The 17113-nt window shown below is 66.4% G+C and carries 16 protein-coding genes and 1 pseudogene; 10 read left to right on the forward strand and 7 right to left on the reverse strand.

What is annotated here, in order from left to right; translation table 11 throughout:
• Positions 1–75 precede the first annotated feature (75 nt).
• The 3 genes from P4826_RS02740 to P4826_RS02750 are packed head-to-tail and all read right to left on the reverse strand — an operon-like array spanning position 76 to position 3436.
• Positions 76–1296: a cyclopropane-fatty-acyl-phospholipid synthase family protein gene (locus P4826_RS02740; RefSeq protein WP_317702445.1), complete on the reverse strand. Its 1221-nt coding sequence runs from the start codon at positions 1294–1296 to the stop codon at positions 76–78.
• Between the two features lie 2 nt (positions 1297–1298).
• On the reverse strand, positions 1299–2123 hold the full coding sequence (locus tag P4826_RS02745; protein WP_317703692.1) for a DUF1365 domain-containing protein: 825 nt from the start codon (positions 2121–2123) through the stop codon (positions 1299–1301).
• Between the two features lie 8 nt (positions 2124–2131).
• Entirely contained in the window at positions 2132–3436 is a 1305-nt protein-coding gene (locus P4826_RS02750; protein ID WP_317702446.1) for an NAD(P)/FAD-dependent oxidoreductase, read from the reverse strand.
• 118 nt (positions 3437–3554) lie between these two features.
• On the opposite strand from P4826_RS02750, the gene P4826_RS02755 reads away from it, so the two are divergent.
• Genes P4826_RS02755 through P4826_RS02785 form a run of 7 tightly spaced genes read left to right on the forward strand, consistent with a single transcriptional unit; the run spans position 3555 to position 10069 of the window.
• The gene (locus tag P4826_RS02755) at positions 3555–4529 is read left to right on the forward strand and encodes a MerR family transcriptional regulator (RefSeq protein WP_317702447.1); all 975 of its coding nucleotides are present in this window, start codon (positions 3555–3557) and stop codon (positions 4527–4529) included.
• Positions 4530–4547: 18 nt separating this feature from the next.
• Positions 4548–5150, forward strand: a complete 603-nt coding sequence (locus P4826_RS02760) for a lipocalin family protein (RefSeq protein WP_317702448.1) — start codon at positions 4548–4550, stop codon at positions 5148–5150.
• 13 nt (positions 5151–5163) lie between these two features.
• Entirely contained in the window at positions 5164–6711 is a 1548-nt protein-coding gene (locus tag P4826_RS02765; protein WP_317702449.1) for a cryptochrome/deoxyribodipyrimidine photo-lyase family protein, read from the forward strand.
• 3 nt (positions 6712–6714) lie between these two features.
• On the forward strand, positions 6715–6879 hold the full coding sequence (locus P4826_RS02770; protein ID WP_317702450.1) for a DUF2256 domain-containing protein: 165 nt from the start codon (positions 6715–6717) through the stop codon (positions 6877–6879).
• Positions 6876–8414, forward strand: a complete 1539-nt coding sequence (locus P4826_RS02775; protein WP_317702451.1) for a cryptochrome/photolyase family protein — start codon at positions 6876–6878, stop codon at positions 8412–8414. The genes P4826_RS02770 and P4826_RS02775 overlap by 4 nt, the downstream gene beginning before the upstream one ends.
• 24 nt (positions 8415–8438) lie before the next feature.
• A complete protein-coding gene (locus P4826_RS02780; protein ID WP_317702452.1) occupies positions 8439–9137 on the forward strand; it encodes an SDR family NAD(P)-dependent oxidoreductase in 699 nt (232 codons plus the stop codon).
• 29 nt (positions 9138–9166) lie between these two features.
• Complete coding sequence (locus P4826_RS02785; RefSeq protein WP_317702453.1) at positions 9167–10069, forward strand: TIGR01777 family oxidoreductase; 903 nt, start codon at positions 9167–9169, stop codon at positions 10067–10069.
• A gap of 79 nt (positions 10070–10148) precedes the next feature.
• Here the strand turns inward: P4826_RS02785 and P4826_RS02790 are convergent, their stop codons facing one another.
• The 3 genes and pseudogenes from P4826_RS02790 to P4826_RS02800 form a co-directional block, all read right to left on the reverse strand.
• Positions 10149–10748 (reverse strand): glutathione peroxidase, encoded by a 600-nt coding sequence (locus P4826_RS02790; RefSeq protein WP_317702454.1) that lies wholly within the window; start codon positions 10746–10748, stop codon positions 10149–10151.
• A gap of 383 nt (positions 10749–11131) precedes the next feature.
• Positions 11132–11850: pseudogene (gene istB, locus P4826_RS02795) on the reverse strand (IS21-like element helper ATPase IstB).
• Between the two features lie 58 nt (positions 11851–11908).
• Positions 11909–13306 carry a Mu transposase domain-containing protein gene (locus tag P4826_RS02800; RefSeq protein WP_317703693.1) on the reverse strand — a complete coding sequence of 466 codons (1398 nt, stop codon included), beginning with the start codon at positions 13304–13306 and terminating at the stop codon, positions 11909–11911.
• A gap of 202 nt (positions 13307–13508) precedes the next feature.
• On the opposite strand from P4826_RS02800, the gene P4826_RS02805 reads away from it, so the two are divergent.
• Complete coding sequence (locus tag P4826_RS02805) at positions 13509–14051, forward strand: SDR family NAD(P)-dependent oxidoreductase (RefSeq protein WP_317702455.1); 543 nt, start codon at positions 13509–13511, stop codon at positions 14049–14051.
• Positions 14048–14263, forward strand: a complete 216-nt coding sequence (locus P4826_RS02810) for a Rossmann-fold NAD(P)-binding domain-containing protein (protein ID WP_317702456.1) — start codon at positions 14048–14050, stop codon at positions 14261–14263. Before P4826_RS02805 ends, P4826_RS02810 begins: the two co-directional genes overlap by 4 nt.
• Before the next feature lie 154 nt (positions 14264–14417).
• On the opposite strand, the gene fabI is transcribed toward P4826_RS02810, so the two are convergent.
• The gene (gene fabI / locus P4826_RS02815) at positions 14418–15218 is read right to left on the reverse strand and encodes an enoyl-ACP reductase FabI (protein ID WP_317702457.1); all 801 of its coding nucleotides are present in this window, start codon (positions 15216–15218) and stop codon (positions 14418–14420) included.
• A gap of 46 nt (positions 15219–15264) precedes the next feature.
• Between fabI and P4826_RS02820 the strand changes: the two genes are divergently transcribed.
• Positions 15265–17088: an extracellular solute-binding protein gene (locus P4826_RS02820; protein ID WP_317702458.1), complete on the forward strand. Its 1824-nt coding sequence runs from the start codon at positions 15265–15267 to the stop codon at positions 17086–17088.
• Positions 17089–17113 lie beyond the last annotated feature (25 nt).

The following is a 17113-nucleotide window of genomic DNA, read 5'->3' on the forward strand; positions in this document are numbered from 1 at the left end:
GGACTCTCGCCAGGTAAATCAATGGTGAAATCAGGCGGTAAGGCATATGCATCAAGCGCTGGCAGCTATCATTTTTTAATTTTTCACCAATGTGTACTGCACCACATCGGTGCTGCCGCTGTCGAAGGCGGCTTCGCAGTACGCGAGGTAGAACTCCCAGGTGCGCAGGAACTTCGCATCAAAACCCTGCGCCAGCACCTGGGCATGCTGCTGGGTGAACTGGCGGTGCCAGCGGCGCAAGGTCTCGGCGTAGTCGGCGCCAAAGGCCAGCTCCTCCACCACGCGCAGACCGGCCTGCTGCGCCGCCGCGCGAAAGCGCGCCGGGCTGGGCAGGCAGCCGCCGGGGAAGACGTACTGCTGGATGAAGTCCGTTCCCTGCACATAGCGCTCGAACAGCACGTCGTCGATGACGATGCTTTGCACGCAGGCGCGCCCGCCCGGTTTGAGCAAGCGCGCCACGGTGCGAAAGTAGCTGGGCCAGTAGGCCTGGCCAACGGCCTCGACCATTTCGATGGAGCAGATGGCGTCGAACGGCGCGTCCTGGATGTCGCGGTAGTCCTGCAGGCGCAGCTCGGCCCGGGCCGCCAGCCCGGCGCGCTGCAAGCGCTGCTGGCCAAACGCCAGTTGCTCGTTGGAGAGCGTCACGCCGGTCACCCGGGCTTGAAACTCGCCCGCCGCCATCTCGGCCAGCGCGCCCCAGCCGCAGCCAATCTCCAGCACCCGGCTACCCGCTTGCACGCCGGCGCTGTGCAGCGCGCGGCGCACCTTGGCATGCTGCGCGGCGGTCAAATCGCCCGCCAGATCGCCCTGGAACCAGGCGGACGAGTAATTCATGCTCGGGTCCAGCCACAACTGGTAGAAGGCGTTGCCCAGGTCGTAGTGGGCCTGGATGTTGCGCCGGCTGCCGGTGCGCGTGTTGCGGTGGAGCAGATGGCGCAGCCGGTAGGCCAGCCGCCCCCACCAGGCGCCGTACACCAGCGACTCCAGTGCCTCGCGGTTGGCCATCAGCAGGCGCAGCAAGTCACCCAAGTGCGGCGTGCTCCAGTGCTGATCGATATAGCCCTCGGCCAGGCCGATGTCGCCCGAGCGCAGCACCGCGCCAAACACCCGCCAATCGTGCAGGCGCAGGCTGGCGTGCGGCTGGTTGCCCTGGCCCAGTTGCAGCGTGCTGCCGTCGGGCAGCTCCAGGTGCAGCGTGCCGTGCTGCAGGCGCTGCAGCAGGCGCAGGCCGTGGCGCGCAGGGGCCGGCAGGCCGGCAGGCAACGAAAGTTGAAACGCAGTGGTCGTGGTGTTCATGGTCAGTGGTCGGATGAAGATGAACGGGAAGATGAACGGGACACAGGCATCGCCGGCGCCTGGGGCTTGGTGTGGAACGGCACCTGCTTGAGCCACAGCAGCAAGGCGTTCCAGAGAATGCGGGCCATCACGCCCAGCGTCAGCAGGGGGTAGCGCCACAGCGCGCGGCGGCGGCTGGCGGCGGTGAGCGGCTCCAGCCGCCCGGCCATGCCGGTGAGCAGCACGGGGCCCTCGGCGTCGTGGTAGTCGATGCGCACGCGCGCCGATTGCAGGCCGTCGGCCCCACCCCGGCGAAACTCAAAGCGGTAGCCGCCATCGATGGCGCAAAACGGTGAGACGTGGAAGGCCTTGCGCGCCCGCAGCTCCTGGCCGTAGTGCGGGTGGTCGAGCAGGTAGGCGTGGCGCTCGCCAAAGGTGTTGTTCACCTCGGCCACGATGGCGCGCAGGCTGCCGTCCTGGCGGTGGCAGTACCAAAAGCTCACTGGCTTGAAGCTGTAGCCCAGCACGCGCGGGTAGCACTGCAGCCAGATTTCGCCCTGCGCATCGGTGATGCCCTCGGCCTGCAGCAGCGTCTCCAGCCAGGCCAGCGCGCCGCCCTGGCGCGGGTTTTTGCCGCCGCCATGGTCGGCGTCGCGAAACGACAGCGCACCCGCGCGGTTGAGCGCCAGCACGCCCGCTGCCTCGGGCCGCCCGCGCAGTGTGCGCATGGGTAGCAGCAGAAAGAAGGTGGGCACGATGAAGCGGTGGCGGCGCGGGCGCAGCCGGGTGTGCCACACATGGCCAAAGCCGATGTGCGGCACGTTGCCCGCCGGGGCGGCCAGGTGCATTGCCGGGGTCATGCTGCCTCCCGCCGGCGCAGTTGCGCCAGCAGCGCATCGGCGGCGCGGTAGCCCGACTGCAGGCCATCCTCATGAAAGCCATAGCCCGTCCATGCGCCCGCAAACCAGGTGTGCTGCGCGCCTTGCAGCAGCGGCAGCTGCTTTTGCGCGGCCAGCGCCCCCAGGTCGAACACCGGGTGGTCGTAGTCGAACGCGCCCAGCACCCGCGCCGGGTCGATGCCGCGCACGGGGTTGAGCGACACCAGCACCGGCTGCGCAAACGGCAGCGGCTGCAGGCGGTTGAGCCAGTAATGCAGGCAGACGCGGGCAGACTCCTGCGTGCCGTTGGCTGCGCGCTCGTAGTTCCATGCCGCCCAGGCGGCGCGGCGCCTTGGCATCACGCGGGTGTCGGTGTGCAGTACGGCGCGGTTGGGCTGGTAGCGGATGGCGCCCAGCACCCGCTGCTCGGCGGCGCTGGGCCGCGCCAGCAGGCGCAATGCCTGGTCGCTGTGTACGGCCAGCACCACGGCATCGAAGTGCTCCACGCCGCTGCCAGTGCGGATAAATACACCAGCGGCATTGCGCTCGATGCGCTCTACAGGGGTTTGCAGCCGCGCATCCAGGCCGTCCAGGATGGCATGCACATACTGCCGCGCCCCGCCCGCCACGGTGTGCCACTGCGGCCGGTTCTGCACCTGGATCAGGCCGTGGTTGTGGCAAAAGCGCACCATGGTGGCCACGGGAAAGCGCAGCATCTGATCGGTCGGGCAGCTCCAGATACAGCCCAGCATGGGCAGGAAATACCAGTGGCGAAACGCCGCGCCAAAGCCGTGCTGGTCCAAAAACTCACCCAGCGGCTGGGCCAGCGCCTGCTCCTGGCCACTGTCGGCCAGCGCAGTGCACAGGCGATTGAAGCGCAGCAGCTCCGACAGCATCCCCAAAAAGCGCGGGCGCAGCAGGTTGCGCCGCTGGGCAAACACGGTGGTCAGGCTGGAGCCGCTCCACTCCAGCGCCCCGGCGCCCAACGCGCCCGCGCCCGGCACCTGGACGGAAAACGACATGTCCGACGCGGCCGTGGGCACCTGCAACTCGTCCAGCAGCGCGATCAAGCCGGGGTAGGTGCGCTCGTTGAACACCAGAAAGCCGGTGTCCACCCCGTGCGTCACGGTTTGGCCATGCGCATCGGGCAAGGACACATCCACGGTGTGGGTGTGGCCGCCGAAGTAGCGACCCGCCTCGAACAGCGTGACCCGCGCCTGCCCGCGCAGCCGGTGTGCGGCCGCCAGGCCCGAAATGCCCGATCCAATGACTGCGACTTTCATGGACTTTTCCGATCCGTGATGCTTGCCCGTGCAGCACGGTTGCGCTGCTCCTGTGGCGTAATGTACTAGACAAAAACATTTTTGTCCTAGACAATTAAACGAACCAGCCCCAATCGCCATGAATTCACTGACCCCTCCGACCGTCACGGCACCGCCCGCGCCCGGCAATGCCGGGCTGCCGATTGCCGCTGTCGAACGCGAAACCGGCCTGGGCAAGGACACGCTGCGCGTGTGGGAGCGGCGCTATCGGTTTCCCACGCCGTCGCGTGATTCCTCGGGCGACAGGCTGTACAGCCTGGAGCAGGTGCAGCAGCTCAAGCTGATCAGTCGGCTGCTCGATTCCGGCTTGCGCCCTGGCAAGGTGGTCGGCCTGGGTCAGGCTGCTTTGCAAGACCTGTTGACGCAGCACGCCCCGGTATCGGCTGTCATTTTGTCCAAGACAATCATGGACAATGCAGGCGCTGATCCCCTGATTGAGGCGCTGCTTCACGCCATTGGCACGCACGACCCGCGCGCCCTGCGGCACGGCCTCAGCCATGCCCAGTTGCGCATGGGGCTGGCCCCGTTCGTGACCGATCTGGTGGCGCCGCTGACGACGGCGGTGGGCGAAGCCTGGGCGCAGGGGTGTTTTGAAGTCTTTGAAGAACATCTGTACACCGAGGTCATCACCGGCGTGTTGCGCCATGCCATCGCCTCGCTGACCCCGCAGCCCGTGCCACAAGGCCCCAAGGTGCTGCTCACCACCGTGCCGCAAGAGCAGCACAGCCTGGGACTGCTGATGGTCGAGGCGCTGTTGGCGCTGGAGGGCTGCACCTGTGTGTCGCTGGGCACGCAGACCCCGTTGACCGACATCGCCCAGGCGGCGCTGGCGCATCGCGCCGATGTGGTGGCGCTGAGCTTCAGCAACCTGCACAAGGCTGCCGTGGTGCAGACCAGCCTGCGCGAGCTGCGCGCCCAACTGCCGGCCACCACCGCACTGTGGGTGGGCGGCGCGTGTACCGCCCTACACCAATGGCCGCTGCCCGGCATCAGCGCCGTACAGCATCTGTCGGGCTTGCAGCCCTTGGTGGCGCAGTGGCGCCACGCCCATTGACCGAAGGAAGGATTGGCCATGCAGTTCATTGCACGCACGTTAGCCAGCGCACGCACCCCCCTGTCGCGCCGCCAACGCCTCGGGCTGCTGGCCCTGCTGGTGGTCGGCACTGGCCTGCTGCTGGCCGGCTGCGCCAGCACGCGCCCGCCGCCCGGCGTCACGGCCGTCACCCCTTTTGACGTGCAGCGCTACGCGGGCCGCTGGTACGAACTGGCGCGGCTCGATCACGCGTTCGAGCGCGGTATGACCGATGTCACTGCCACCTACACCGCGCAGGCTGACGGCAGCGTGCGCGTGGTCAACCGCGGCTATGCGAGCGCCACCGGCCAGTGGCGCGAGGCCGTGGGCAAGGCCTTGTTCACCGGCGCGCCCACCACGGGCTCCCTCAAGGTATCCTTCTTCGGGCCGTTCTACGGCGGCTACCACGTCGCCGCGCTGGACCCGGACTACCGCTGGGCGTTGGTGCTGGGGCCGGACACCAACTACTGCTGGATTCTGGCGCGCGACAAGCAGCTGCCCGCCGCGCAGCGCGACGCCATCGTGGCGCGGGCGCAGGCGCTGGGCGTCGATACCTCGTCGCTGATCTGGGTACCGCACGAGCGCCAGGATCCGGCGCATTGAGCGGATGTGAGTCATGGGCTACACCGTCGTCTGGTTCAAGCGCGACTTGCGGGTACACGACCATGCCCCGCTGGCACATGCCGCCGCGCATGGCCCGGTGCTGTGCCTGTACGTGGTGGAGCCCAGCCTGTGGGCGCAGCCAGACAGTGCGCTGCAGCACTACCAGTTTCTGCGCGAGAGCCTGCGCGACCTGGCGCAGCAATTGCGCAGTTGCGGCGCGCGGCTGCAGCTGGCATTGGGCGAGGTGCCAGAGGTACTGGCCCGGCTGCACGCACTGCAGCCCTTTGCGCGCCTGGTGTCGCACGAGGAAACCGGCAACGGTGCCACCTATGCCCGCGATCTGGCCGTAGCCCGCTGGTGCCGCCGGCAGGGCGTGGCCTGGCAGGAATGGCCGCAGCACGGCGTGGTGCGGCGCCTGCCCTCGCGCGAGCGCTGGCACGGTCTGTGGCAGGCGCATATGCAGGCGCCCTGCCTGCCGCCGCCGCTGCCGGCCAGCCTGCGATCTATTTCTTTACCTTGGAGCGACACCTGGCCCGCGCCCGAGACCATGGAGCTGGCCGACGCGCACGATCCACCCCAGCGCCAGCGTGGCGGGCGCACGCCGGGCCAGCAGGTGCTGCATGATTTTTTGCACATGCGCGGGGCCTGGTATCGGGACGGCATTTCGTCTCCGTTGACAGCACCCACGGCCTGCTCGCGCCTGTCGCCGTACCTGGCGCTGGGCTGCCTGGGCATGCGCGAAGTGGTGCAGGCCACGCAGCTGCGGCAAGTGCAGCTCAAGTCCGCGGATGACCCCCGGGCGGCGCGCCTGCGCCAGGGCCTGGCCGCCTTCATGAGCCGGATGCACTGGCACTGCCACTTCATCCAGAAGCTCGAATCCGAGCCCGAACTGGAGTGGCGCAACCTGCACCGCGGCTACGACGGCCTGCGTGAAGAGGACTGGAACCCCGCCCACTTCGATGCCCTGCAGGCGGGCCGTACTGGCTGGCCCATGGTGGACGCCTGCGTGGCCATGTTGCGCGAGACCGGCTGGGTCAACTTTCGCATGCGCGCCATGCTGGTGTCGGTGGCTGCCTACCCGCTGTGGCTGCATTGGCGCGCCGTGGGGCTGTGGCTGGCGCGGCAGTTTCTGGACTACGAGCCCGGCATTCACTGGAGCCAGATGCAGATGCAGGCCGGCACCACCGGCATCAACACCACGCGCGTCTACAACCCCATCAAGCAGGCGCAGGATCACGACCCCCATGGTGTGTTCGTGCGCCGCTGGCTGCCCGCGCTGCGGCGCGTGCCCGATGCCTGGCTGTTCGAGCCCTGGCGCATGCCGCCCGAGGTGCAAGCGCGCTGTGGCGTACGCGTTGGGCAGGACATTGCGACGCCATTGGTCGATCTGGCCAGCGCCACCAAGGCCGCCAAGGCGCGCTTACACGCCTTGCGCAACCAGGAACCGATACGGGCGGCCAAGGCGGCGATCGTGGAAAAGCATGGCTCGCGCCTGCTGCGCCGCACCGCCGGCCGCCGCCAGCTGCCGTTCACCTCCCCCCAGCAAAGCCTGGATTTTTGAGCCATGCACCGCAAGCCGCATCTGCCGCAAAAGCACTGCCTGTGCTGCGGGCGCCTCTTTGCATGGCGCAAAAAATGGGCCAAGGTGTGGGACGAGGTGAAGTTCTGCTCCGAGCGCTGTCGCCGCCAGCGCAAGGCCCCGCATCCGCCATCGGGGTTGCAGGAATGACGGCCGCCCACACCCTGCGCTTGGTGCTGGGCGACCAACTGCACCCAGGCCACAGCTGGTTTTCCCAGGTGGACGAGCAAGTGGTGTATGTGCTGATGGAGGTGCGCCAGGAGACCGACTACGTACTGCACCACGCGCAGAAAATCCTCGCCATCTTCGCCGCCATGCGCGACTTTGCGCGCTACTTGCGCGCGGGCGGCCACCGCGTGCGCTACGTCGCATTGGACGACCCCGGCAACCGCCAGTCCATCCCCGGCAACCTGGCAGCACTGGCCGCGCACTACGCCGCCCAGCGCATCGAGTGGCAGCAGCCCGACGAATGGCGGCTGGACGCCCAACTGCAGGCCTGGGGCGCCGCCCAGCCGCTGGATTGGGCGGTGATGGACAGCGAGCATTTTTTGACCCAACGCGGCGAGCTTGCCGCACTGATGGGCCAGCGTAAGCAGTGGCTGATGGAACATTTCTACCGCCACATGCGCCGCCGCTACAAGCTGTTGTTGGACGCCGACGGCGCACCCGAAGGCGGGCAATGGAATTTTGACCACGACAACCGCAAACGCTGGCCCGGCACCCCGCCCGTGCCCGCCGACTGGCGCCCCCAGCATGACCACAGCGACTTGTGGCGCATGGTGCAGCGCGCCGGGGTGCAAAGCTTTGGCGACCCGCAAGCCGCCGCCCTGCGCTGGCCGCTGAACCGCACAGAAGCGCTGGCCTGCCTGGATGCCTTCATCACCACAGCGCTGCCGCATTTTGGCGACTATGAGGATGCACTGGCCGCCCAGGCGCCGCGCCTGTTCCATTCGCTGCTGTCGTTTGCGCTCAATGTGAAGATGCTGCACCCGCTGGAAGTGGTGCAGCGCGCCAAAGCCGCCTGGCGCGGGGGCCAGGCGCCGCTGGCTGCCGTAGAAGGATTTGTGCGCCAGATCGTGGGCTGGCGCGAATACGTGCGCGGCATCTACTGGGCCAACATGCCCGGCTACGAGACGCGCAACGCCCTCGGTCATCACGCCCCGCTGCCGCGCTGGTTCTGGAACGGCGAGACGCACATGCGCTGCCTGCACCTTGCCATCACGCAGTCGCTGCAAACGGCGCACGCGCACCACATCCAGCGGCTGATGGTGATCGGCAACTTCGCGCTGCTTGCCGGGCTGGAGCCGCAGGCGCTGCACCGCTGGTACCTGGGTATCTACATCGACGCCTTCGAGTGGGTGGAGCTGCCCAACACCCTGGGCATGAGCCAGCGCGCCGATGGCGGCGTGATTGCCACCAAGCCCTATGTGAGCAGCGCCGCCTATCTGCAGCGCATGGGCGACTACTGCCAGGGCTGCGCCTACGACCCAAAGCAAAAAACCGGCGCGCGCGCCTGCCCCTTCAACGCCCTGTACTGGGACTTTTTTGAGCGTCACGCCCCGACGTTGCAAGGCAACCGGCGCCTGGCGCTGGTGTACCGCCAGCTGCAAAAAATGTCCGACGCGCAGCGCGCGGCGCTGCGAACGCAAGCCGGGCATCTGCGCGAACGGCTGGACACGCTCTGACTACAGCACCCGAAAGGACTCTCCATGCAATCCCTACCTGCTGGTTACCGCGCGCTGGTGCTTGGCGCCTCAGGCGCTATCGGTGGTGCACTGGCCGCCCAATTGCGAGACGACCCATACTGCGCAAAGATGCTCACGTTGGGGCGCTCCACCACGCCAGCTGTGGACTTCGACGCCCCGCCCAGCATTGCCGAGGCGGCGCACTCATTGTTTACACAAGGCCCATGGAACCTGGTGCTGGTGGCCACAGGCATGCTGCAAGGTCCCACGGGCAAGCCCGAAAAGCGTCTGACAGACCTGAGTGCCGAGCACATGGCGGCTAGCTTTGCCGTCAACACCATTGGGCCAGCCTTGGCGCTGGCGCATTTCGCCCCGCAGTTGGCGCACGGCGAGCGCAGCGTGCTCGCGGTGCTTTCAGCCAAAGTCGGCAGCATTGGCGACAACCGCCTGGGTGGTTGGTACAGCTACCGCGCCTCCAAGGCGGCGCTGAACATGGTGGTAAAGACGGCGGCCATCGAACTGGCCCGCACCCACCCGCAGGCGGTGGTCGCAGCGCTGCACCCGGGCACCGTGGACTCGGCGCTCTCGGCCCCGTTTCGCGGCGCGCAAATCTGGCGGCCTGCCCGCGACGCTGCGCGCGACCTCTTGGCGGTGATCGATGGCTTGCAGCCCGAGGACAGCGGGGGCTTCTGGGCCTATGACGGCCAGCGCCTGCGTTGGTAACCCGCACAACGATTGGAAGGAAACGCACCATGCGCATTCTGCTCACCGGCGGCACCGGCCTGATCGGCCGGGCCTTGTGCCAGCACTGGCAGCGACAGGGCCACGACCTTTTCGTCTGGAGCCGTGACACGGCTCAAGTACCGCGCCTGTGCAGCGGCGCACAGGGCATCGCGCAACTGCAAGCGCTTGACGGTAGCGCGCCGCTGGACGCCGTGGTCAATCTCGCAGGCGCGCCGATTGCCGACCGCCCCTGGACCGCTGCGCGGCGCGACCTGCTGTGGCACAGCCGTGTGGATCTGACGCGCACCCTGGTCGACTGGATGGGCCGGCAAGCCGCGCCCCCGCGCGTGCTGCTGTCAGGCTCGGCCGTCGGCTGGTATGGCGACCGCGGCGAGCAATGGCTGGCCGAAGACAGCGCGCCGGGCAACGCCGACTTCGGCAGCCGCCTGTGCGTGGCCTGGGAGCAAGAGGCCGAGCGCGCGCGCCAGTGGGGCGTGCGCGTGGCGCTGCTGCGCACCGCGCCCGTGCTGGCCCCGCAGGGGGGCATGCTGGCGCGGCTGCTGCCGCCTTTCAGGTTGGGCCTGGGCGGGCGCCTGGGCAGCGGCCAGCAGTGGATGCCCTGGATCCATCTGGACGACCAGGTGGCTCTGATGGACCACTTGTTGCACAACGATGCCTGTAGCGGCCCCTACAACGCCTGCGCACCCGAGGCGGTGCGCAACACCGAATTCACCCAGACCCTGGCGCGCACGCTGGGCCGCCCGGCCGTGCTGCCCGCACCGGCCTGGGTGCTGCGCCTGGCGCTGGGCGAAATGTCGGTGCTGCTGCTCGGGGGCCAGCGCCTGGCGCCGCGCCGCACGCAGGGGGCAGGGTTTGCCTGGCGCCATCCCCAGCTGGCAGCGGCCCTGGCGCAGCTGCTGCGAAAATCATAGTAAAAATCGTAGCGTATGGCGCGCTGATCCTGGGGTCGAAACCCGTAGCCAGTGCCTGTAACAATGGCTCGGCGCCTCATCAGGGTTTGGCGAGCAGTTTCTCCAACTGCCCCAGAAACGCCGTGCTTTCGGGCTCGACCGTGCTCGGGTAGTGGGTGACCGAAAGCCCCGATCGGTCAATGAGGTATTTGTTGAAGTTCCATCCCGGCACTTTGCCGGTCATCTGCGCCAGCTGTTTGTAGAGTGGGTTGGCATCCGAGCCCCGCACCGCAGAGCGCGCGAACATCGGGAAGATCACGCCATAGGTGTTGTAGCAAAAGTCCGCGATTTCCTTGTTGTCGTTTTTTTCCTGGAAAAAGTCGTTCGAGGGAAAGCCCAGCACGACCAGGCCGCGGTCTTTGTACTTCTGGAACAGCGCCTCCAGGCCCTGGTATTGGTACGTGAACCCGCAATAGCTGGCCGTATTGACCACCAGGATCACCTTGCCCTGGTACTGGCACAGCGATTGCGGGCTGTCATCTTGCAATCTGGGAAACCTGTGCCTGAGCACCGCCGGGCAACCAGACAAGGCCTGCTCGCCGGCTGCGGCTGCGGTCGGTGCCGGCGGGACACTGGGGACGCCCGCGAAGGCCATCGGGTGAGAAATAACGAGCAAAAACGCCAACGCACGACCGGACATATACAGCACCCGTGGGAGAGACGATGGTTTCATTGTCGTGCAGCGGCTCTAGTCCCGTAATAACCCTCCCGCCAACCCCGGCGCGCCGCCTGCCCGCACGCGCTGCGGCCGTCACGGCGGGTGGCGTGCGAACAGCTTGCCGCGCGCGGTGGCGGTGATGACGGATACAGCCGGGTGTGTGATGCGCCGCTCCACCGAGTGTTGGCGCCGATTCAAAATTGAGCCACCGTGCCGCTTGAATTTTGAGCCAGGGCTGCAAGCCAGCCTGAGAGGGCCGGCTGTGGATAAGTGTAGTGCCTGATCCCGGTTCGTAATCTCCTTGAAGGACTGTTGTCATCGGTATTGAAGAAGGCAAGCCGCGCCAGCGGCTTGCCTTCTGGCCTTCAAAACGGCTGCCCCTTGTGTGCCTGTTCACGTGCCTTGATGCGTTTCTTGGCCACGGCCGTGCTGTGCAGGAAGCGGTGCGACTCGTTGCCCGTCTCCACGATGTGGCAATGGTGCGTGAGCCGATCCAGCAGCGCCGTGGTCATCTTGGCGTCGCCAAACACGCTGGACCACTCCTTGAAGTCCAGGTTGGTCGTGATCATCACGCTGGTGTGCTCGTAGAGCTTGGAGAGCAGATGGAACAACAAGGCACCTCCAGCCTGGCTGAAGGGCAGATAACCCAGTTCATCGAGGATGACCAGATCCATGCGCTGCAAGCTCGCTGCGATGCGCCCCGCCTTGCCCTGGGCCTTCTCCTGCTCCAGCGCGTTGACCAGATCCACTGTGGAGTAAAACCGCACCCGTGAGCCATGGCGCGTGATGCCCGCCACGCCGATGGCCGTGGCCAGGTGCGTCTTGCCCGTGCCGGGGCCACCTACCAGCACCACGTTGTGCGCCTGCTCGGTGAACGCCATGCCTGCGAGCTGTTCGATCAGCTTTCTGCCCACCGGCGAGCACTCGAAGTCAAAGCCCGCCAGGTCGCGGTGCACAGGGAACTTGGCCGTGTGCATCTGGTAGCTGATCGAGCGCATGGCACGGTCGCCGCCTCGGCCTGCAGCAGGTGCTCCAGCAACCAGCGCGAGCTCTCCAATGTCGCATGACCGCCTTGCTTGACCAGATCCTCCCAGGCCCCCGCCATGCCATACAGGCGCAGCTCTTTGAGCTCTTTGTCCAACTCACGCATGATCGGCCTCCTGCACGACAATGTCTGTGCGCAGGCTGTCGTAGCGTGCCGTGTCGGCCAGGGGGGCCTGGCTCACCTGCAGGATGGTGGCAACTGTCTCGGGCAGGGGCTGTGCCTGCAAGCGTGCCAGCACGTTGATGACGTGTTCGCAGCTCACCCGCCCTGAGGGTGGGGCGCTCTGCAGCGCCAGCTCCACCGCCACCAGTACCGCGTCCAGCCCTTGCTTGGGCACTTCGGCCAGCACCTGCGCCATGACCTTGTCGCCGCCGTCCTGATGCAGCAGGGCGCGCCGCATGCGTTGCAAGGGGTCGGGCAGATCGGCAAACGGAGCGCCGTTGCGCAGCGCCCCTGGCTTGCGCTCGATCAGTGGCACGTAGTGCTGCCAGTCGTAGCGTGTCTGGTTGCGCTCGCTCAGGCGCTCGTGCGTGGCCACCACGGTATCGCCGGCCACCACCACGATCTGCGCCGGGTACAGGTGCGTGCTGACCATCTGCCCTGCCCATTCACAGGGCACCGAGTAGCGGTTGCGCGCCACTGTCACCAGGCAGGTGCTGCTGACCCGCACCGGGTGCTCGACGTAGCCGTCAAACGCCGCAGGCATGGGCATGAGGTGCTCTTGCTCGAGTTCGAGCATCTCGGCGATGCTGAATTCTTTGTGCTGCGGGTGGCGCAACTCTTGCCACAGGGCCCGGCAGCGCTCGCCCAGCCAGGCGTTGAGTTCGGCAAAGCTGCCAAAGCGCCGCTGCCCGGCCTCCAGCCAGATGCGCCTGCGACTGTCCTGCACGTCCTTCTCCACGCGCCCCTTCTCCCAGCCGCTGGCGCGGTTGCAAAAGTCCGCATCGAACAGGTAGTGCGCGCACATGGCGGCAAAGCGGGCGTTGACCACGCGGCCCTTGCCCTGCCAGAACGCGCCGCTGGCGCACAGCAACATGTGCGAGACCTGCAGCCGGTAGTACACCCCACCGATCACCAGCCCGTCTTCGCTCCAGTCGAACTGGAAGGCCTCGCCCAGCTCGAACGTCAGGGGCACGAAAGCCTTGGCTGCATCGCCCTGACCTTTGCCTTGGCGCCACTTGCGGATGAAGTCCGTCACCCGTGTGTACCCACCCTCGTATCCGGCCGCCTTGATCTGCGCAAACAGCGCCTTGGCCGTGCGCCGCTCCTTCTTGGGCCGCCTGGCATCGGCCTTCAACGCTTGTGTGAGTTCGGCCTCATAGGCCGACAGCTTCGTGGTCTTGACCGCCTCCCGGCGGTACTTGGGCTCGAGCGACTCAACCTCATCGAGCCACTTGGCCACCGTGTTCCTCGATAGCCCCGTCTCCCTCGAGATCTGCCTCTTCGTCTTCTTGTCCCGGCGGTGCATCCGCCTGATCTTGCCAATCATGTCCATGGTGATCACCTTCTTCATTCCCCTGCTCAAAAATGCAGCAGGGTAGGTAAAACACCTGGCTCAAATTTGCGTCGGCATCACCGCAAAAAGTGGCTCAGTTTTCGGTCGGCGTCAACACATATATGAAAGATCGACTCCCAAGCTCAGAAAGAGAACTGAAAGGACAGATGTAACCGTAGTCGTCGGCGCCGGCGGCATCGGCTTGGCGATTGTCCACCGCATCAGCAGCGGCCGCCATGTCCTGCTCTCCGATCACCGTCAGGAAGCCGCTGACGCGGCCGCCAAATTGCTCGAGAACGCGGGATTCGAAACCACGGCCATGCAGGCCGATGTTTCGGATCGAAACTCGATCCAGGCCGTGATCCGCAAGGCGCAGGAACTGGGGCAGATCAAGGCGCTGGTGCAGGTGGCGGGCGTGTCGCCCTCGCAGGCGTTCATCGAGGCGATCCTCAAGGTCGATCTGTACGGCATCTCGATGCTGCTGGAAGAGTTCGGCCGGGTGATTGCCAAAGGCGGCTTGGGCGTGGTGATCTCCTCGCAGTCCGGCTACCGCATGCCGGCGCTGACTGCCGCACAGGATGCGCTGCTGGCGACCGCGCCGGCGGACGACTTGCTGGCACTCGACTTCGTCAAGAACGTCGAAAGCACGCTGCATGCGTGCAACTCGCTGCGCGTGCGCGGCGAGGCAGTGCAGTGGGCCAAGCGCGGCGCGCAGGTCAATTCGATCCGCCCGGCATCATCGTGAAGCCGCTGGCGCACGACGAACTGCATGGCGAACGCGCGGACTTCTCCCAGGCGATGCTGAAGAAGATGCCAGCCGGACGCGCCGGTACGCCGGACGAAGTGGCTGGGCTGATCATGGGGCCGGAAGGCGGCTTTATCACTGGCAGTGAATTCTTGATCGACGGTGGTGCGACGGCCAATTTCTACTACGATCCGGACGCTGGCAAAGCGTGACGGACCAGAAGAAGCGCAATCTGCAGACCGGTTTCTGATGGGTGACGGAAAGTCATCAAGACCACCAGTCCGCACAAGTATGCCCAGTATTGGCGCTAAAAAGCCCTGCGCACCGCATTGGCCGCAGGGCTGGGTTTTTTGGCTTTGCGGCGGTTTATACCTGATCCGCGCTCAGCCCCGCCGTCTGGCTGAAGCCCCCGTCCACGTAGGTGATCTCGGCCGTCACACCGCTGGCCAGGTCGGAGAGCAGGAAGGCCGCCACATTGCCCACGTCCTCGATCGTCACGTTGCGGCGCAGCGGGGCGGCGTCGGCCACGCGGCCGAGCAGTTTGCCGAAGTCCTTGATGCCGCTGGCGGCCAGGGTTTTGATGGGGCCGGCGCTGATGCCGTTGGCGCGGATGGCGCGGCCGTCCGCCGTGCGGCCCACGGCCTCTGCCAGATAGCGCACGCTGGCCTCAAGGCTCGCCTTGGCCAGGCCCATGGTGTTGTAGTTGGGGATGCTGCGCAGCGCGCCCAGGTAGGACAGGGTCAAGAGCGACGATTTATCGTTCAGGTAGGGCAGGGCGGCCTTGGCCATGGCCGGGAAGCTGTAGGCGCTGATGTCGTGCGCGATGCGAAAGCCTTCGCGTGACAGGCCTTCGAGGAAGTTGCCGGCAATCGCCTCGCGCGGCGCAAAGCCTATGCTGTGCACGAAGCCGTCAAACTTGCCCCAGGTGGCGGACAGGTCGGCAAACATCTTCTCGATCTGTGCATCGTCGGCCACGTCGCAGTCAAACACCAGCTTGGAGCCGAACTCTGCCGCAAACTCGCTGATGCGATCCTTGAAGCGCTCGCCCACGTAGCTGAAGGCGAGCTCGGCCCCCTGTTGGTGGCAGGCGCGGGCGATGCCGTAGGCGATGGAGCGGTTGGACAGTACGCCCGTGATGAGCAGCTTCTTGCCGGCGAGAAAACCCATATTCGTTCTCCTGTGGATGCGTTCAGAGGTAATGCAGAATTGTCGCATGCGGTATTGGCTGATCTGTTCACTGTTCTTCCCGTGCCTGGCGTTGTGGCCCGGCGCGCCTGCGCGGGCCGCGCACGCCTACGCCATGTGGGGCGATCCCGCCTTGCCGGCCGGTTTTGCGCACCTGCCCTATGTGAACCCCGATGCGCCCAAGGGCGGCGAGCTGCGCCTGGTGAGCAACCTGCGCGCATCCACCTTCGACAAGTACAACCCGTTCACCATCCGCGGCAACGCGCCGGCCTACCTGTCGGCGCTGATGTTCGACACGCTGCTGTCCGGCTCGATGGACGAGACCGCCACCGGCTACGGCCTGCTGGCCGAGGACGTCAGCGTGGCGCCTGACGGTCTGTCGGCCACCTTCCGCCTGCGGCCCGCAGCGCGCTTTCACAACGGCAAGCCGGTCACGGCCCAGGATGTGAAGCACAGCTACGACACGCTGGTCGGCCCCTACACCTCGCCAGGCTTCAAGACCCTGCTGATCGAGGTGGCCGGCGTGGATGTGCTGGACGATCACACGGTGCGCTACCGCTTCAAGGCGCCCAACCGCGAGCTGCCGCTGACCGTGGGCGGCCTGCCGGTTTTCAGTCGCGACTGGGGCCTGGGCGAGGACGGCAAGCCCAAGCCCTTTGACCAGGTGGTCATGGATATTCCGATAGGCAGCGGGCCGTATCGTGTTGGCCCGGTCAACTTCGGCAAGGACATCACCTACGTGCGCGACCCCAACTATTGGGCGCGCGACCTCAACGTGCGCCGCGGCACGGCCAACTTCGACCGGGTGCTGATCAAGATCTACAAGGACAACACGGCACGGCTGGAGGCGCTGAAGGCCGGCGAGTTCGACCTGATGCGTTTTTTCAGCGCCGGCGACTGGGCGCGGCGCGTGAACGGCAAGAAGTTTGATACCGGCGAGCTGGTCAAGGCCGAATTTGCCAACAAGCTGCCCACGGGCTTCCAGAGCTATGTGCTGAACACGCGCCGGCCACTGCTGGCAGACCGGCGCGTGCGCGAGGCCCTGGGCCTGGCGTTCGACTTTGAATGGATGAGCCGCCAGTTGTTCTACGGCGCCTACCGGCGCGTACACGGCATCTTCGGCAACACCATGTGCGAAACCCATGGCCTGCCCACTGCGGCGGAGCTGGCCCTGCTGGAGCCCTGGCGCCAGAATTTGCCGCCCGAGGTCTTCGGCCCCATGTTCGAGCCGCCGGTCACCAAGGACGCCATGGCGCTGCGCGAGCACCTGCGGCGCGCCCTGGTGCTGTTGAAAGAAGCCGGCTGGGAGGTCAAGGACGGCGTGCTGCGCAACGCCCAGGGCGAGCCTTTTGTGCTGGAGTACATGGACAGCAACGAGGGCGGGGTGCGCACGCTGTCGTCGTGGCAGCGCAACCTGGCGAAGCTGGGCATAACGCTCAGGTTCCGCTCGGTGGACTTTGCGCTCTACCAGCAGCGGCTGCAGAAGTTCGACTTCGACATCACCACCATCGCCTACCAGGGCACGAACAACCCCGGCCAGGAGTTCGCCGACCTGTTCGGCAGCAAGGCGGCGGACCAGGAGGACTCGGGCAACTTCCCCGGCGTGAAGAACCCGGCCGTGGACGCGATGATCCGCGCCATGGTGTCGGCCAAGACGCTGCAGCAGATGCTGCCCGCCTGCCACGACCTGGACCGCATCATCGCCCACGAGCATTACCTGATCCCGCAATGGTCTGCCTCCACGCACCGCATGGTGTATGACGCCTGGCGCCTGGCCAAGCCCCCGGTGGTGCCGCCGTACTCGCCGGGCGAGATGTGGGTCATCGATACCTGGTGGTCTAAAAAACCATAGCTGTTTGCGCTTGATGGATAAGGGC

The sequence above is a fragment of the Diaphorobacter limosus genome (assembly GCF_033100095.1).
Taxonomy (GTDB): Bacteria; Pseudomonadota; Gammaproteobacteria; order Burkholderiales; family Burkholderiaceae_C; genus Alicycliphilus; species Alicycliphilus limosus.

Bases quoted from the DNA above. Each gene is read 5' to 3' on its own strand.
- P4826_RS02740 (WP_317702445.1), bottom strand. From the start codon at position 1,296: ATGAACACCACGACCACTGCGTTTCAACTTTCGTTGCCTGCCGGCCTG.
- P4826_RS02745 (WP_317703692.1), bottom strand. From the start codon at position 2,123: ATGCACCTGGCCGCCCCGGCGGGCAACGTGCCGCACATCGGCTTTGGC.
- P4826_RS02750 (WP_317702446.1), bottom strand. From the start codon at position 3,436: ATGAAAGTCGCAGTCATTGGATCGGGCATTTCGGGCCTGGCGGCCGCA.
- P4826_RS02755 (WP_317702447.1), top strand. From the start codon at position 3,555: ATGAATTCACTGACCCCTCCGACCGTCACGGCACCGCCCGCGCCCGGC.
- P4826_RS02760 (WP_317702448.1), top strand. From the start codon at position 4,548: ATGCAGTTCATTGCACGCACGTTAGCCAGCGCACGCACCCCCCTGTCG.
- P4826_RS02765 (WP_317702449.1), top strand. From the start codon at position 5,164: ATGGGCTACACCGTCGTCTGGTTCAAGCGCGACTTGCGGGTACACGAC.
- P4826_RS02770 (WP_317702450.1), top strand. From the start codon at position 6,715: ATGCACCGCAAGCCGCATCTGCCGCAAAAGCACTGCCTGTGCTGCGGG.
- P4826_RS02775 (WP_317702451.1), top strand. From the start codon at position 6,876: ATGACGGCCGCCCACACCCTGCGCTTGGTGCTGGGCGACCAACTGCAC.
- P4826_RS02780 (WP_317702452.1), top strand. From the start codon at position 8,439: ATGCAATCCCTACCTGCTGGTTACCGCGCGCTGGTGCTTGGCGCCTCA.
- P4826_RS02785 (WP_317702453.1), top strand. From the start codon at position 9,167: ATGCGCATTCTGCTCACCGGCGGCACCGGCCTGATCGGCCGGGCCTTG.
- P4826_RS02790 (WP_317702454.1), bottom strand. From the start codon at position 10,748: ATGTCCGGTCGTGCGTTGGCGTTTTTGCTCGTTATTTCTCACCCGATG.
- P4826_RS02800 (WP_317703693.1), bottom strand. From the start codon at position 13,306: ATGGACATGATTGGCAAGATCAGGCGGATGCACCGCCGGGACAAGAAG.
- fabI (WP_317702457.1), bottom strand. From the start codon at position 15,218: ATGGGTTTTCTCGCCGGCAAGAAGCTGCTCATCACGGGCGTACTGTCC.
- P4826_RS02820 (WP_317702458.1), top strand. From the start codon at position 15,265: ATGCGGTATTGGCTGATCTGTTCACTGTTCTTCCCGTGCCTGGCGTTG.